At 62.5% G+C, this 13,763-nt stretch carries 15 protein-coding genes; 13 read left to right on the top strand and 2 right to left on the bottom strand.

Annotated elements, in window-relative coordinates; all coding sequences use genetic code 11:
• The first annotated feature begins 74 nt into the window (after positions 1-74).
• From QZ213_RS04635 to QZ213_RS04600, 8 genes are all read left to right on the top strand, one after another.
• The gene (locus QZ213_RS04635) at positions 75-752 is read left to right on the top strand and encodes a Crp/Fnr family transcriptional regulator (RefSeq protein ID WP_291684881.1); all 678 of its coding nucleotides are present in this window, start codon (positions 75-77) and stop codon (positions 750-752) included.
• Between the two features lie 181 nt (positions 753-933).
• Positions 934-1,506, top strand: a complete 573-nt coding sequence (locus QZ213_RS04630; protein ID WP_291684880.1) for an exopolysaccharide biosynthesis protein — start codon at positions 934-936, stop codon at positions 1,504-1,506.
• Positions 1,507-1,624: 118 nt separating this feature from the next.
• A complete protein-coding gene (locus QZ213_RS04625; protein WP_291684879.1) occupies positions 1,625-2,410 on the top strand; it encodes a sensor histidine kinase in 786 nt (261 codons plus the stop codon).
• A 53-nt stretch (positions 2,411-2,463) separates the two neighbouring features.
• Positions 2,464-2,853, top strand: coding sequence for a hypothetical protein (locus QZ213_RS04620; protein WP_291684878.1), 390 nt, complete (start codon positions 2,464-2,466; stop codon positions 2,851-2,853).
• A gap of 98 nt (positions 2,854-2,951) precedes the next feature.
• On the top strand, positions 2,952-3,230 hold the full coding sequence (locus tag QZ213_RS04615) for a hypothetical protein (RefSeq protein WP_291684877.1): 279 nt from the start codon (positions 2,952-2,954) through the stop codon (positions 3,228-3,230).
• Between the two features lie 168 nt (positions 3,231-3,398).
• A complete protein-coding gene (locus tag QZ213_RS04610) occupies positions 3,399-3,563 on the top strand; it encodes a DUF3309 family protein (protein WP_265082377.1) in 165 nt (54 codons plus the stop codon).
• 61 nt (positions 3,564-3,624) lie between these two features.
• Positions 3,625-3,819: a hypothetical protein gene (locus QZ213_RS04605; RefSeq protein WP_291684876.1), complete on the top strand. Its 195-nt coding sequence runs from the start codon at positions 3,625-3,627 to the stop codon at positions 3,817-3,819.
• A 25-nt stretch (positions 3,820-3,844) separates the two neighbouring features.
• A complete protein-coding gene (locus QZ213_RS04600; protein WP_291684895.1) occupies positions 3,845-4,546 on the top strand; it encodes a VIT family protein in 702 nt (233 codons plus the stop codon).
• A 150-nt stretch (positions 4,547-4,696) separates the two neighbouring features.
• Here QZ213_RS04600 and QZ213_RS04595 read toward each other — a convergent pair whose 3' ends face one another.
• Entirely contained in the window at positions 4,697-5,734 is a 1,038-nt protein-coding gene (locus tag QZ213_RS04595; RefSeq protein ID WP_291684875.1) for a zinc-dependent alcohol dehydrogenase family protein, read from the bottom strand.
• 281 nt (positions 5,735-6,015) lie between these two features.
• On the opposite strand from QZ213_RS04595, the gene QZ213_RS04590 reads away from it, so the two are divergent.
• Positions 6,016-6,429, top strand: a complete 414-nt coding sequence (locus QZ213_RS04590) for a GNAT family N-acetyltransferase (protein ID WP_365885028.1) — start codon at positions 6,016-6,018, stop codon at positions 6,427-6,429.
• A 66-nt stretch (positions 6,430-6,495) separates the two neighbouring features.
• Here the strand turns inward: QZ213_RS04590 and QZ213_RS04585 are convergent, their stop codons facing one another.
• Entirely contained in the window at positions 6,496-8,259 is a 1,764-nt protein-coding gene (locus QZ213_RS04585; RefSeq protein ID WP_291684874.1) for a methyl-accepting chemotaxis protein, read from the bottom strand.
• Between the two features lie 383 nt (positions 8,260-8,642).
• Here QZ213_RS04585 and QZ213_RS04580 point away from each other — a divergent pair, with 383 nt between their 5' ends.
• The 4 genes from QZ213_RS04580 to QZ213_RS04565 form a co-directional block, all read left to right on the top strand.
• Positions 8,643-10,025, top strand: coding sequence for an ethanolamine ammonia-lyase subunit EutB (locus QZ213_RS04580; RefSeq protein ID WP_291684873.1), 1,383 nt, complete (start codon positions 8,643-8,645; stop codon positions 10,023-10,025).
• Between the two features lie 151 nt (positions 10,026-10,176).
• Entirely contained in the window at positions 10,177-11,763 is a 1,587-nt protein-coding gene (locus QZ213_RS04575) for a B12-binding domain-containing radical SAM protein (RefSeq protein WP_291684872.1), read from the top strand.
• Positions 11,764-11,766: 3 nt separating this feature from the next.
• Complete coding sequence (eutC, locus tag QZ213_RS04570; protein WP_291684871.1) at positions 11,767-12,543, top strand: ethanolamine ammonia-lyase subunit EutC; 777 nt, start codon at positions 11,767-11,769, stop codon at positions 12,541-12,543.
• 234 nt (positions 12,544-12,777) lie between these two features.
• Positions 12,778-13,763, top strand: a 986-nt coding sequence (locus QZ213_RS04565) for an MMPL family transporter (protein ID WP_291684870.1), incomplete at its 3' end; no start/stop codon positions are given.

Genomic DNA, 13,763 nt, shown 5'->3' with positions numbered 1-13,763 from the left:
TGGTAAAAGCAACCCCCGGACGCAATGACCGGTCGATACCGCAGCCTGCCAATCGAACCAAAAGGGGCCTATTGTTGACGACGCCAGACAATGATGAGTTCGATCCGAAGGCATTCCTCGCGAAAGTCGGAGCCGGAAAGACAATTCTTGAGTTCCGGAAGAATCAGCACGTGTTCGAGCAGGGCGACGTTGCCGATACCGTGTTCTACATCCAAAGAGGCAGGGTCAAGCTTACTGTCCTTTCCGAGCAGGGCAAGGAAGCGGTCGTCGCGATCCTGGAGCCGGGCCAGTTTTTCGGCGAGGGCTGCATGAACGGCCATCGGCTGCGCATTTCGACGACAACGGCGATGGAGGAATGCGTCATCACGGCCATCACGAAATCCGCGATGGTGGCCGCCATTCATGACCAGCCGAAATTCTCGGAACTGTTCATGGCCTATCTCCTGACCCGCAACAGCCGGATCGAGGAAGACCTCATCGACCAGCTCTTCAATTCGAGCGAGCGGCGGCTTGCGCGGCTGCTGTTGCTGCTCGCGAATTTCGGCAAGGAAGGCAGCCCGCAGCCGATCAATCCGAATATCAGCCAGGCAACTCTGGCGGAAATGATCGGCACCACCCGATCCCGCGTCAGCCATTTCATGAACAAGTTTCGCAAGCTGGGCCTGATCAGCTACAACGGGCATATCGAAGTTCACAGCTCGCTGCTTAGCGCGGTCTTGCATGAGAAGCCGTTGCTGAAGGAGCGTGACTAGAGGGCGGTTCCCCTTTGATCGGTTACACCTTAACTCTGAGGCGGCAACCCGCTGGACCTGCGCTTGCGTGCGTTCGTCTCTGCCGCGCGCTTTTCGTCATGATCGCACGCATCGGATCGGGAAACTCTTGTTGATCCCGAGATCGCCGGCTGACACAGAGGCGCCCATTCCTACCTCCGCCGTGTTGCAGCGCCTGCACGATGAGATGCCGACCGACCGCTTCACCCTGGGTTGGCTCATGCGCAGCCTGCACAAGCGTTCTTTCGGAATCATCATGCTGCTGCTCGCTTTGGTCGCGATTGCGCCGGGACTCTCGGTCGTGGCCGGTCTGCTGCTCATGATTCCCGCGTTCCAGATGATCGAGGGCAAGTCCGCGCCGGTGTTCCCGCGCCGCATTGCAGAGCGTTCCTTTCCGGCAAGACGCCTTGCCGCCGTGTTGCAGCGATCCGTGCCAGTGCTTGGGTATCTTGAACGGGTGGTTCATCCGCGCTGGCACACGCCGGCCGCGGCGACCAAGCGGCTGGTCGGCGCCGTCGTCGTGATCCTGAGCGCCACGCTGGTGTTCATTCCAATACCCCTGAGCAATGAGGTCCCCGCACTGGTTATTGCCTTGATCTCGCTTGCCTATATCGAGGAAGACGGAGTGCTGCTCTCGATCGCCTTGCTGGCTGCCGTGATGGTCCTGGCGGTAGCGATGGCCGCGGCATGGGAGATACTCGCCGGCGCAAAATGGCTCATCGATCTCCGGTCATGAACTGCGACGGCGGGAGCAGCCAGCGCGTCGATGCGCGCGCCGTCAGGCAATGTCCGGCATCCGACTTTGGATTGACATGGATCAAGTCGATACGGCCGTCTTATGCGCATCCTGTTCCATGGGCGAAGCAGCGACTTCACAGCAGGTTTGCAGCGCGGACGAGGGCGGCGGGCTGACGCCGTATTCGGCGCGCCGTACGATCGAAAGCTACGAGCGCGAGTTGATCCAGCATCGCGCCATCGAAATACGGCTGCGCGATGCGCTGGCGGAGAGTGAAGCGCGGATTCGCCTTCAAGACGAGTTGATCCAGAGACAGGATCTGCTGAGCAAGGAATCCGATCATCGGCTGATGAACGACCTGCAGATGACCATCAGCCTGCTTTCGCTGCAGAGCCGGTCATCGACGAACGCGGAAGCGGCCGCGCAACTGGCGGTCGCGGCCAATCGCGTCTCGATGATCGCCCGGATCCATCATCGCCTTCATTCCTACGATGGCGTGCAGGCGATCGAATTCAGGAAATTCCTCGAGGATTTCGGTCGCGACTTCTCGGCGATGCTGTCTTCGGATGAACGCCCCGAGCAGGTCGTCGTCGAGGGAATTGAAATCAATCTGCCGGCCGCTACTGCGATTCCACTCGGATTCATCGTCAGCGAGTTGATCGCCAACGCCGCAAAATACGGCGGCGGCCGGATCGCCATCAGGCTGGAGTCAAATCCGGGATTTGGCTACGCCCTTTCGATTTCCAATGACGGCCCGGCCTTGCCGGAAGGGTTCGACCCCGGCGCCAGCAAAGGGCTGGGGATGAAGATCATTCATTCGTTCGCCAGGCAGATCGGCGGCGAGTTGCGGATCGGGCGAGGCGACGACGGCCAGGGCGCGCGGTTTACCGTGCTGTTTCCGTGATGCCGCCGATGCGGTGCGAGGGTTTTGGTCAAGTAACGACGAAGGAGACGAAAATGCGTGTGCATAGAGGATTACTTGCTTCGGCTGGCCGCGGCGTCGTCATGGCGACGATTGCAGCGCTGGTCTTCACGATGAGCGAACCGCCGCTGGCCGTCGCCGGCCCGGCGGCTCCTGCCGAGAAGGGTATCTCGGCGACCACGGCGAAGAGCGGTGCCACGGATATCAGCTCCGTCCGCCGTCGCCGCTATTACCGAAATGGAGGCAGCGCCGCGGGATTGGCTTTCATGGGAATGGCGATTGGAACGATGGGCGCGATCGCCGCCCAGCAGCAGCGCAATGACTATTACAACAGCTACGGCTATGGGCCCGGCTATTACGGCGGCGGACCCTATTATTACGGTGGCGGCCCATATTATGGCCGCCGCTATTATCGGCCTTACTAGGGTATCGCCGCAGCGCCTCCCGATCGCTCCGGACCGAGGTCGCAGGAGCGCTTGGGACTGCGGGGACGTTGTCGAAGTCGATGCGGAGGATCTGATCCATGCGTGCAAGTGACCCGGTCGTGCTCTTTCTTCTGGTTCTCGCGATCGGTGTCGTCGCCGGCATTCTCTTCGACCGGCTGGCGGGCCCTTCCTGGCTCGCCCGCCAGTTCTCCGGATCGAGCCGCGGCATCGTCACCAGCGTACTCGTGGGCGTGGCCGGGGCGTTCGTCGGTTATCACATCGCGGCGCTTGCGCTCGGCGGCGAGCTAATCATTTCGGTCATCGCCGCGGCGGCGGGTGCCGGCATGGTGCTGTTCGTCTGGCGAATGGCGAAGTAACAGAAAGTCAACTTCGGTATCCCCGGTTTGCGCCGGGACTGCTCCAAATCAAGGCCGGCCCCGCGCGCTATGTCGATCTTGGATCACCCATCACTCATCCGGGCCACAATGAGACCGCAATATCAAACCTCACTTCATGACTGAACTACCAACCCACGGAGATTGAAGATGTCGATCGGCACGATCATACTCATCATTCTTGTAATAGCTCTGCTCGGCGGCTTCAGCGGAATCGGCGGTGGACCCTTTTATGGCACCGGGTATTATGGCGGCGGAGGCCTGGGCCTGATCGTCGTCATTCTGCTGATCCTGCTGTTACTCGGGAAACTCTGAACGCCTGGACGGCCTGCGCAGGCGGGCCGGTTCGTTTTGCAGATCAACTGGGGAAAATCCGATGTCCAAGCACGGTCATATGCCGCCGGTACCGCCTGCCAATCGAAGTCACAAAGGGACAGGTGACAATTCCGAGACGGCGAACGAAGCGCCGAAACTACATGAGGATATGAACACGCTGGAGCAGGGCGACACGGCCAACATCAAGCAGAACACGACCAACAAGGGCTTCTTCAAAGGGCGCCGGGTCAAGTAGACGAATTCGCACGCAGGAGCATGTCATCAGCCGCCTTCGCCACCATCCGGAACAGCATCTCGTCGACCGCATCGGGTGGCTGCGGGCGGCGGTGCTCGGCGCCAATGACGGGATTATCTCGACGGCAAGCCTGATCGTCGGCGTGGCCGCGGCGGCCGCGAAGCAGAACGATGTGCTGATCGCAGGCGTAGCGGGGCTGGTCGCCGGCGCCATGTCGATGGCCGCAGGTGAATATGTCTCGGTGAGTTCGCAGTCCGACACCGAGAAGGCGGATCTCGCGCGAGAGCGCCGGGAATTGAGCGACAATCCGCAGGCCGAGCATGACGAACTTGCCGAAATCTACGTCAAGCGCGGCGTCGATCCGGCAACCGCGCAGCAGGTTGCCCGGCAGTTGATGGCAAAGGATCCGCTCGCCGCTCACGCCCGCGATGAGCTTGGGATTTCCGAAATCACCACGGCGCGGCCGGTGCAGGCTGCGCTGACATCGGCCGTGATGTTTTCCGTGGGGGCCGCCATGCCGTTGCTGATGGTCGTGGTCTCTCCCGTCAATGTGCTGGTTCCGATCGTGTCTGCCGCATCGCTGGGCTTTCTGGCGCTGCTGGGAGCCATCGGCGCCAAGGCCGGCGGTGCCAATATTCTGCGCGCGACACTGCGGGTGACGTTCTGGGGGGCGTTGGCGCTTGGCATCACCGCCGGAATCGGCAAACTGTTCGGAACCGTCGTTTGAAACGGCGCGAGCCCCGGAACCATTGTCGTCCAGCCGACTTGTCGATGCACTGCCGGATGCCACAGCCCCGGGCGTCCGATGAATTGACGGCCTCAGCCTGTACCCCCACGCTGAGGCCGTTTCTTTTCCGCTGTCGCGTCGCAATCGTGCCTAGGCCTCGATGATGACCTTGAGCGCTTTGGTCTTGGCGGCGTTGCCGAAGGTCTCATAGGCGTCGAGGATCTGATCGAGCTTGAAACGATGCGTGATGAGGCGCTTGGGGTCGATCTTGCGTGCCCCAACCGTCTTGAACAGCATCGGTATGGTCACTGTATCGACCAGCCGCGTGGTGATCGAAATGTTGCGGTCCCACAGCTCTTCGAGATGTAGATCGGCCTTCTTTCCGTGCACGCCGATATTGGCGATGGTGCCGCCCGGCGCGATGAGCTTTTGGCACAGCTCGAAGGTGGCCGGAATGCCCACCGCCTCGATGGCGGTGTCGACGCCGCGCTTGCCGGTCATCTTCATGACCGTCTCCAACGCCTTGCCGTCGGCGCTGTTGATGGTAGCCGTGGCGCCGAAGCGCTTGGCGACCTCTAGGCGATTGTCGTCAAGATCGATCATGATGATGTCGGCCGGCGAGTAGAACTGCGCGGTAAGCAGCGCTGCGAGCCCGATTGGGCCGGCGCCGACGATCGCCACGGTATTGCCCGGCGCAACCTTGCCGTTGAGCACGCCGCACTCGAAGCCGGTCGGCAGGATGTCGCTGAGCATTACCAGCGCCTCTTCGTCAGCGCCGCCTGGAATCGGGTAAAGGCTGGTGTCAGCGTAGGGAATGCGGACGAATTCGGCTTGCGTGCCGTCGATGGTGTTGCCGAGGATCCAGCCGCCGGTGGTGCAATGGGAGTACATCTGCCTCCGGCAATATTCGCATTTGCCGCAGGCGCTGACGCAGGAGATCAGGACATGGTCTCCCGTCTTGAATGCCGTCACCGCGGCTCCGACCTGCTCGACGATGCCGACGCCTTCATGGCCGAGAATTCGGCCGGGCTGGCAAGTCGGCACGTCCCCCTTGAGGATGTGCAGGTCGGTGCCGCAAATCGTCGTTTTGGTGACCCTGACGATGGCGTCCGTGGGCGCCGTAATGTCCGGTTTGGGATGATCTTCCAGGGCTTTCTTGCCCGGCCCCTGATAAACGAGCGCTTTCATCGTCCCTGTTGTTTTGCCTTGGGTTGCTGGTTTTGGCGGCGTCATGAGATTCATGGCCGGTGACCTTTCAGGTGGACTGTTGATGGAATCGACCATGGCTGCTGGCCGATCGGGCGCGGCAAGCACCGGCAGCCTCCGGCAGAAAATTCCGAGATGGAGCATGGTAACCGGGATCCATGACAGCTTGTGCATGGCATCCTTCGGCTTTGCGGACGGCGTTTAGACGCCGCCACAGCTTCCAATCCAGCCGGTGCGCAATAGTTCCGCGCCGGAGCTGTGCGTTGCCAACCATCGGAATGACAAGGCGATGCTGGCGCAATGGCTGGGCAACAAGACCCCGGAGATCTTCGCGGTCGTGGATTGCGCAGGCGGGCAATTCGGCGCTCGTCGCCATCGAGGACGGCAACATCCAGGCGGTGGGCGCTGTCACCGACACCGGCAACATCACGCTCAACTACGTCTCGCCGGATGCGCGGTTTCACGGGGTCAGCCGGGGCTTGCTCGGTGCGCTCGAAGCCCGGGCCGCGGGACGGGGCAACACCCGGTGCACCCTCACGAGCACCGAGACTGCCCGGCGCTTCTATCTGGCCAATGGCTATGCCGAGGATGCCCAGCCTGCGGGAAATTCGGGAACAAGTTCGGGCTATCCGATGTCCAGGGTGCTGGCGCCGCACCCGAATCGGGGGCCTGCATGACCCAGCGCATCGCGCCGCGGGATCTCGGGCGGATCGACGGCTCGAGCCCGGCGGACGATCTCGACCTCAATTGGCCGTGCCGGTCCGCCGCTTGTCCTGCCGCTCGAGCGGGTCGACGCGCAGATTGTGGAAGAATTTATCGACCTCGCGCGACAGGGTTTCCGCCGTCGCAGTCAGGTCGCTGGAAGCCGTGAGCACCGATGACGCCGCCTTGTTGGTCTCGCCGATGGCCTGACTGAGCGAGCCGATATTGGCGACCAGGGTCTCGTTGCCCTGGGCGGCCGATTGCGCATTGGAGGAGATCTCGCGGGTCGCAGCGTCCTGTTGCCCGACGGCGCTGGCGATGTTCGAGGTGACGTCGTTGATGTCGCTCACGGCGCTGCCGATCTCGCGCACGGCCTCGACGGCGCTGCGCGTCGACGACTGGATCTGGCCGACGTTCTGGCCGATTTCTGAAGTGGCCTTGGCGGTCTGTTCGGCCAGCGCCTTGACCTCGTGGGCCACCACCGCGAAGCCGCGGCCGGCCTCGCCGGCGCGCGCGGCCTCGATCGTCGCGTTCAGCGCCAGAAGGTTGGTTTGCTCGGCGATGGTCTGGATCAGGTTGAGCACGCCGTCGATGCGCTGGGTTGCCGCGGCGAGGCTTTCGATTTCCGCGACCGACTTTTCGGTCCGCAGGCCGGCCTGTTCGACGACACTGGCCGATTGACGCACCTGCCGCCCGATCTCCTCGACGGAAGCCGACAGCTCTTCGGCCGCGCTGGCGACGGCGTTCACATTGCTCGAGGCCTGCTCGGTGGCGCTGGCGGCGGCGACGGCGCGCCCGTTGGCGTCCGACGCCACCTTGGTGATGGATTGCGCGGTCGCGCGCATCGCCGTCGCATTGTCGGTGACCGCGCGCAACACATCGCCGATCGCGCCGCGAAACTCTTCCACCGACGCTTCGATGTGCCTGGCCCGCTCTTCGCGCGCCTTGGCTTCCTGCAAGACCTGCGAATTGAGGTTGCGGTTGTGGTTCATCGCTTCCTGGAAGATCCGGATTGCCCGCGCCAGCGCGCCGATCTCGTCGGCCCGATTGGTGTGGGGTACCTCGACGTTTTCGTCGCCCTCGGCGACGCGCTTGATGGTGGCGGTGATCGCCGAAAGCGGCCGTGCGACCGAGCGGGAAATGATCAGGACGCCGATGCCGACCACGACCAGCGTCAGGCCGCCGAGAAAGGTCAGCAGAAAGGACATCGTGCGGTTGGTCTGGGATTGCTGGGAGATCTGCTTGCCGCGCTCGGCGTAGACCTTGGAAAGCGCATCGAGATCCTTGTTCAGCGCCGAACGCACCGCCCGATTGGCGTCGTTGTCGCCCCATTCGCGGCCCGCGGCAGCATTGATCTCTATTCCGCGCCGAACCAGCTCCTTGCGGAATTCGACGAACTGCTCGATGCGTTTCTTGAATGTGGCGAACTGCTCGGCATCATCGGACTGGACGATGGATTCCCAGTTCTTGACCACGGCCATGATCTGGTCGTTGAACTTAAGCAGCCCGTCGCCGTACTTCTTCACGTCGGCCGGCTCCGCGGACATATAGACGCCGCGGGATTCCATCACGACCGCGTAGACCAGCGAATTGACGCGCTGGACATTGAGGGCGGCGCGGTTGGCGGTTTCGATCGCCTCGGTCAGTTCCGCGTTCCGCTGGGTGTTATACTGAGACAGTACGGCAATGGCCCCGGTCAGCAGCGCGATCAGGGCGAAGGTCGAGTACAGCTTGGCCGCGAGCGAAAGCCGGGACATGAAATCGAAGCCGGAAGACGGGCTGGCGGATTTCGGCATTTCGGGCATCGCACGGCCTCTTCCGAGAGGCCGGTCAGACCTGCCGGCCGCCCGAAAACCATGCAAAAGTTTTGTGTATAAGTCCTTAAATTTTAGCCTCTTTCATTCCGTAAAGCGCAATTTTTATGATGACACCGTCGCAAAAGCATCCAGACGAGCAACAAAGTCAGGCGATATCTTTAATATATATCAAATGCTTAGGATAAGATGTCTGCGTGCTGGCAGCCGCCGGGGCTGCGGGCTCGGTCGGTCGGGGCAGCTCGGATTGTCTGGCAATTAGGCGCCAAACACGCGCCCTCAACCGCATACAATCTTTCCTTCCGGCCTGCCGGCCTTCGGGTTGATAGTGTTGATGGTCTTGGCGCAGGTCTTCGTCCTAGCCCGGAGCCGCCATGGTCTATCGCCGCACCATCGATGCCACCACCTATGTCTTCGCTGACTTGCGCGATCTGTTGGCCAAGGCCACGCCGCCGCGTTCGGGCGACCGCCTGGCCGGGATCGCCGCCGAGAACGCCGAACAGATGATCGCCGCGCGGATCGCGCTGGCTGACGTTCCGCTGAAGAAATTCCTGCACGAAACGGTCATTCCCTACGAAGACGATGAAATCACCCGGCTGATCGTCGATACCCACGACCGGTCAGCCTTCGCGCCCGTTTCGTCGCTGACGGTCGGCGCGTTCCGCGACTGGCTGCTGTCGGACGCGGCGACAACGGACGTGCTCGGAAAACTCGCGCGCGGCATCACGCCGGAAATGGCGGCGGCGGTCTCGAAGCTGATGCGCAACCAGGATCTCATCCTGGTCGCGAAGAAATGCCAGGTGACATCGGCCTTCCGCAACACCATCGGCCTGCGCGGGCGCATGAGCGTGCGGCTGCAGCCCAATCACCCCTTCGACGACGCCAAAGGCATCACCGCCTCGATCCTCGACGGCATCATGCTGGGATCCGGCGATGCCTGCATCGGCATCAATCCGGCCAGCGACGATCCGGCCGTGATCGGCGGCCTGCTGCGCCTGCTCGACGAGATCATTGCGCGGCTCAAAATTCCGACCCAGTCCTGCGTGCTCGCCCATGTGACGACGACGCTCGGCCTGATCGAGCAGGGCGTGCCGGTCGATCTGGTGTTCCAGTCAATTGCGGGAACCGAAGCCGCCAACCGCAGTTTCGGCGTCGATCTCGCGCTTTTGGGCCAGGCCCGCGAGGCGGGATTGTCGCTGCGACGGGGAACCGTCGGCAACAATGTGATGTATTTCGAAACCGGACAGGGCTCGGCGCTGTCGGCCAATGCCCATCACGGCGTCGACCAGCAGACTTGCGAAGCGCGGGCCTACGCGGTGGCCCGCGCCTTCGATCCGCTTCTGGTCAACAGCGTGGTCGGCTTCATCGGCCCGGAATATCTCTATGACGGCAAGGAAATCATCCGCGCCGGGCTCGAGGACCATTTCTGCGGCAAGCTGCTCGGCCTGCCGCTCGGCGTCGACGTCTGCTACACCAACCACGCCGAGGCCGATCAGGACGACATGGACAATCTGCTGACGCTGCTCGCCGCGGCCGGGGTGACCTTCATCATGGGGGTGCCGGGCGCGGATGACGTCATGTTGAACTATCAATCCACCTCGTTCCACGATGCGCTCTATGTCCGCGACCTGTTCGGCCTGAAGCGGGCGCCGGAGTTCGACGACTGGCTGTTCCGCACCGGCCTTGTCGACGGCGACTTTCGTTTGTCCGGGAACTCAGGGCAGCTGCCCGATTTTGCCTCGCGGCTGATCGCGTGAGGGCGCAAGCGCCGCCGGCGGGGGTTTTCAGCAACCATTCGGTCGTCAAATGGTTGAGAGGGCCGCCACAATGTTGAGGAATTTCTGGCCGAGCGTTGGAAGGCGTGCTTAACTTTGTGCGGATCTTGCCGGATATCGCAGAGGAAATCTGATGAGAGCTGAGGGCATCGAGACGGTACGGCGCATCCTGTGCGTCTTTCCGCGCTACACGTCTTCGTTCGGCACGTTCGAATACGCCTATCCCCTGACCGATGGGGTCCAGGCCTTCATGCCGCCGCAGGGGCTGTTGTTGATCGCGGCCTATCTGCCCGCGCACTGGCCGGTCCGCTTCATCGACGAAAACATCCGCCAAGCCACGGCGGAGGATTTCCAATGGGCGGAAGCGGTGTTCGTCAGCGGCATGCATATCCAGCGCCAGCACATGAACGACATCTGCCGCCGCGCGCATGCGTTCGACCTGCCGGTGGCGATCGGGGGTCCCTCTGTCAGCGCCTGTCCGGATTACTATCCCTCGTTCGACTATCTCCATGTCGGGGAACTCGGCGATGCGACCGACGATCTGCTGATGCGGCTGGCGCGCGATCCCTCGCGGCCTGCGCAGCAGGTGGTCCTGAAGACCAGCGAACGCGTCGCCATGACCGACTTTCCGATTCCGGCCTATGAGCTTGCCGAGGTCAAGAAATACTTTCTCGGCTCGATCCAGTATTCGAGCGGTTGTCCCTATCAGTGCGAATTCTGCGATATCCCGGGCCTCTACGGCCGCAATCCGCGGCTCAAGTCGCCGCAGCAGATCACCGCCGAACTCGACCGGCTGCTCGAATGCGGGGTGACGGGCTCGGTGTATTTCGTCGATGACAATTTCATCGGCAACCGGAAGGCCGCGCTCGATTTGCTGCCGCATCTCGTCGAGTGGCAGAAGAAGACCGGCTATGTCATGCGGCTGGCCTGCGAGGCGACGCTCAACATCGCCAAGCGGCCGGAGATTCTCGAGAAGATGCGCGAGGCGTTCTTCGTCACCATCTTCTGCGGCATCGAGACGCCGGACCCCGACGCGCTGAAGGCGATGCAGAAGGACCACAACATGATGGTCCCGATCCTGGAAGGCGTGCGCACCATCAACAGTTACGGGATGGAGGTGGTGTCCGGCATCATCATGGGGCTGGATACCGACAAGCCCGAGACCGGCGACGCCTTGCTCGCCTTTGTCGATGAATCCCGGATTCCATTGCTGACCATCAATCTGTTGCAGGCGTTGCCGCAGACGCCGTTGTGGGATCGCCTCGCAAAGGAAAACCGGCTGATCGAGGACGACAGCCGCGATTCCAACGTCGATTTCATTTTGCCATACGATCAGGTTGTCAACTCCTGGCGCAAATGCATGAAAATCGCGTTCCAGCCGGAAAAACTCTACGCGCGCTACCAGCACCAGGTCGATTACACCTACGCGAACCGGCTGAAGGTGCCGGTGACGCCGGAGCAAAAGACCTGGGCCAACATCAAGCGCGGGCTGACCATGCTCCGCAATATCTTCTGGAAGGTCGGCGTGCTCGGCGATTACAAGAGGGTGTTCTGGAAATTCGCATTGCCGCGCCTGAGGCACGGCGACATCGAGGGGCTGATTTCGGTGGCGCTGGTCGCGCATCACCTCATCATGTACGCGCGCGACGCGTCGGAGGGTCAGCAGAACGCCTCGAACTACTCGATCCGGCTGCGCGAGGTCTCGGTCCCTGCCGAGTAGCCCATGACGAAAACACCGGTGCCATCGTCCCGCTCGCTGACGGATTTGCGGGACCTCACCCCGGCGCGCGTCGGGCTCGGCCGCGCCGGCGCCAGCCTGCCGACCAAAGCGCTGCTTTCCTTCACGCTCGACCACGCGCGCGCCCGCGACGCCGTTCATGCCGCCTTCGATGCGGCCGCGATCGTCTCAGGTCTGCGCGGTCTCGGTCTTGAAGCGCTGGAAGTCTTTAGCCGCGCCCGCGACCGCACGGATTATCTGCGGCGTCCCGATCTTGGACGGACCCTCGATGAGGCTTCGCGGCATCTGCTGGCGGGCCATGGCGGCGGCGGATGCCGACTAGCCATCGTCATCGGCGACGGCCTGTCGCCGACGGCGGTCAACGCTCACGCCGTTCAGCTCATCGGCAGCCTCGTCCCGCGACTTGCAATCGACGTAATCGAAATCGACCGTGTCGTGGTCGCGCGCGGGGCGCGCGTCGCCCTGGGCGACGAGATCGGCGCCATTCTCGGTGCGCGCATGATCGTCACGCTGATCGGCGAGCGGCCGGGCCTGTCGGCCTCGGATAGTCTGGGGGCGTATCTGACCTTCGCGCCCAAGGTCGGCCGCACCGATGCCGAGCGCAATTGCGTCTCCAACATCCACGGCGCGGGACTCGGCTATGACGCCGCCGCTTTCAGGATCGCGTGGCTGATTCGCGAGGGCCTGGCCCGCGGCGTGACCGGCGTCGCGCTCAAGGATGAAAGCGGGGAGCCGACGCCCCGGCCGATCGCAGCGAATTGAAGCGCAAGCGGATGTCACAAATCCGGGACTTAAGGCCGATATCGCCGCATCCGCGGCGATATCGCGCTGGGCTGCGCGCTTGCGAGACGCGGTGCAGACCTGCTACATCTGTGGCGGCAAATTTATCTTATGTTTTCAAGGGCTAGCGCCGATCAAACCGAGCCCGTCGAGGCCTCATTCGCGCCCGGCAATTTAAGCTATACAGATTGAGCTGAAGTGAGGACTGGATAGGGCATGCTCGAAAAGAACAGCGACAGCGAGGTTCATGTCGAGAAAGTCGAGCAGCGGCCGACCGCCAGCATCGCCTTCGGGCTGGAGCGGCTGGGGCTGATTGCCGTTCAGCGGCCGATCCTTTCCTGCATCATTCTCGTTGGCCTGGTCATCGCCGCCCTGTTCGGTATCGACCGCATCAAGATCGACGATTCCCTCAGCCAGTTGTTCCGGTCCAATTCCAAGGAATACCGGCAGTACGAAGCGGAGACCAAGCGCTTTCCCGCCGTCGAATTCGACGTCCTGGTCGTGGTCGAGGGCAAGACGCTGCTCAAGCGCGAAAACCTCGAAAAGCTGCGCGATCTCGTCACCGATCTGCAGCTCGTCGATGGCACGCGCGGCCTGATCTCGCTGTTCTCGGCGCGCCAGGCGCCGGCGCCCGGCAAGCTGCCGGCGGCGCTGTTCCCTCAGGACCTGCCGCAAGGCGCCGACTACGACAAATTCATCGAGACCGTCAAATCCAACGAAATCATCCGCGGCAAGCTGCTGTCCGAGGACGGCACGCTGGCGCTGATCGTGCTGTCGCTCGAACCGGACGTGGTCGCCAGCAACACCCTCGCCAAGACGATCGGCGAGATTCGCAAGTCGATGGCCCAGGATCTCCAGGGCAGCGGGCTCAGCGCGGAACTGTCCGGCGTTCCCGTCATGCAGCTCGAAATCCGCAACGCGGTGAAGCGAGACGGGCTGACCTATAATGTCCTCGGCATCCTGGCCGGGTGCATCATTGCGATCATTTTCTTCCGCAAGATATCGTTCATGATCGTCGCCGCCTTCCCGCCGATCATCGCCATCGTGCTGGCGCTGGGCGGTCTCGGGTGGGCCAATTTCAACCTCAATATGTTCCTGAACGTGATGACGCCGCTGATCATGGTCATCAGCTTCTCGGACTCGATGCAGCTGACGTTCGCGGCGCGCGACCGCCTGATCGCGGGGCAGGACAAATACACCGC

The sequence above is a fragment of the Bradyrhizobium sp. genome, assembly GCF_017881085.1.
In the GTDB taxonomy this organism is placed as follows: domain Bacteria; phylum Pseudomonadota; class Alphaproteobacteria; order Rhizobiales; family Xanthobacteraceae; genus Bradyrhizobium.
Note: the sequence above shows the minus strand (reverse complement) of the source record. Positions and strands in the feature narration are given on the sequence as shown.

Excerpts from the sequence above, each read along its gene's own strand:
- QZ213_RS04625 (WP_291684879.1), top strand. The coding sequence starts at position 1,625 with ATGGGCGAAGCAGCGACTTCACAGCAGGTTTGCAGCGCGGACGAGGGC.
- QZ213_RS04620 (WP_291684878.1), top strand. The coding sequence starts at position 2,464 with ATGCGTGTGCATAGAGGATTACTTGCTTCGGCTGGCCGCGGCGTCGTC.
- QZ213_RS04615 (WP_291684877.1), top strand. The coding sequence starts at position 2,952 with ATGCGTGCAAGTGACCCGGTCGTGCTCTTTCTTCTGGTTCTCGCGATC.
- QZ213_RS04610 (WP_265082377.1), top strand. The coding sequence starts at position 3,399 with ATGTCGATCGGCACGATCATACTCATCATTCTTGTAATAGCTCTGCTC.
- QZ213_RS04605 (WP_291684876.1), top strand. The coding sequence starts at position 3,625 with ATGTCCAAGCACGGTCATATGCCGCCGGTACCGCCTGCCAATCGAAGT.
- QZ213_RS04595 (WP_291684875.1), bottom strand. The coding sequence starts at position 5,734 with ATGAAAGCGCTCGTTTATCAGGGGCCGGGCAAGAAAGCCCTGGAAGAT.
- QZ213_RS04585 (WP_291684874.1), bottom strand. The coding sequence starts at position 8,259 with ATGCCCGAAATGCCGAAATCCGCCAGCCCGTCTTCCGGCTTCGATTTC.
- QZ213_RS04580 (WP_291684873.1), top strand. The coding sequence starts at position 8,643 with ATGGTCTATCGCCGCACCATCGATGCCACCACCTATGTCTTCGCTGAC.
- QZ213_RS04575 (WP_291684872.1), top strand. The coding sequence starts at position 10,177 with ATGAGAGCTGAGGGCATCGAGACGGTACGGCGCATCCTGTGCGTCTTT.
- eutC (WP_291684871.1), top strand. The coding sequence starts at position 11,767 with ATGACGAAAACACCGGTGCCATCGTCCCGCTCGCTGACGGATTTGCGG.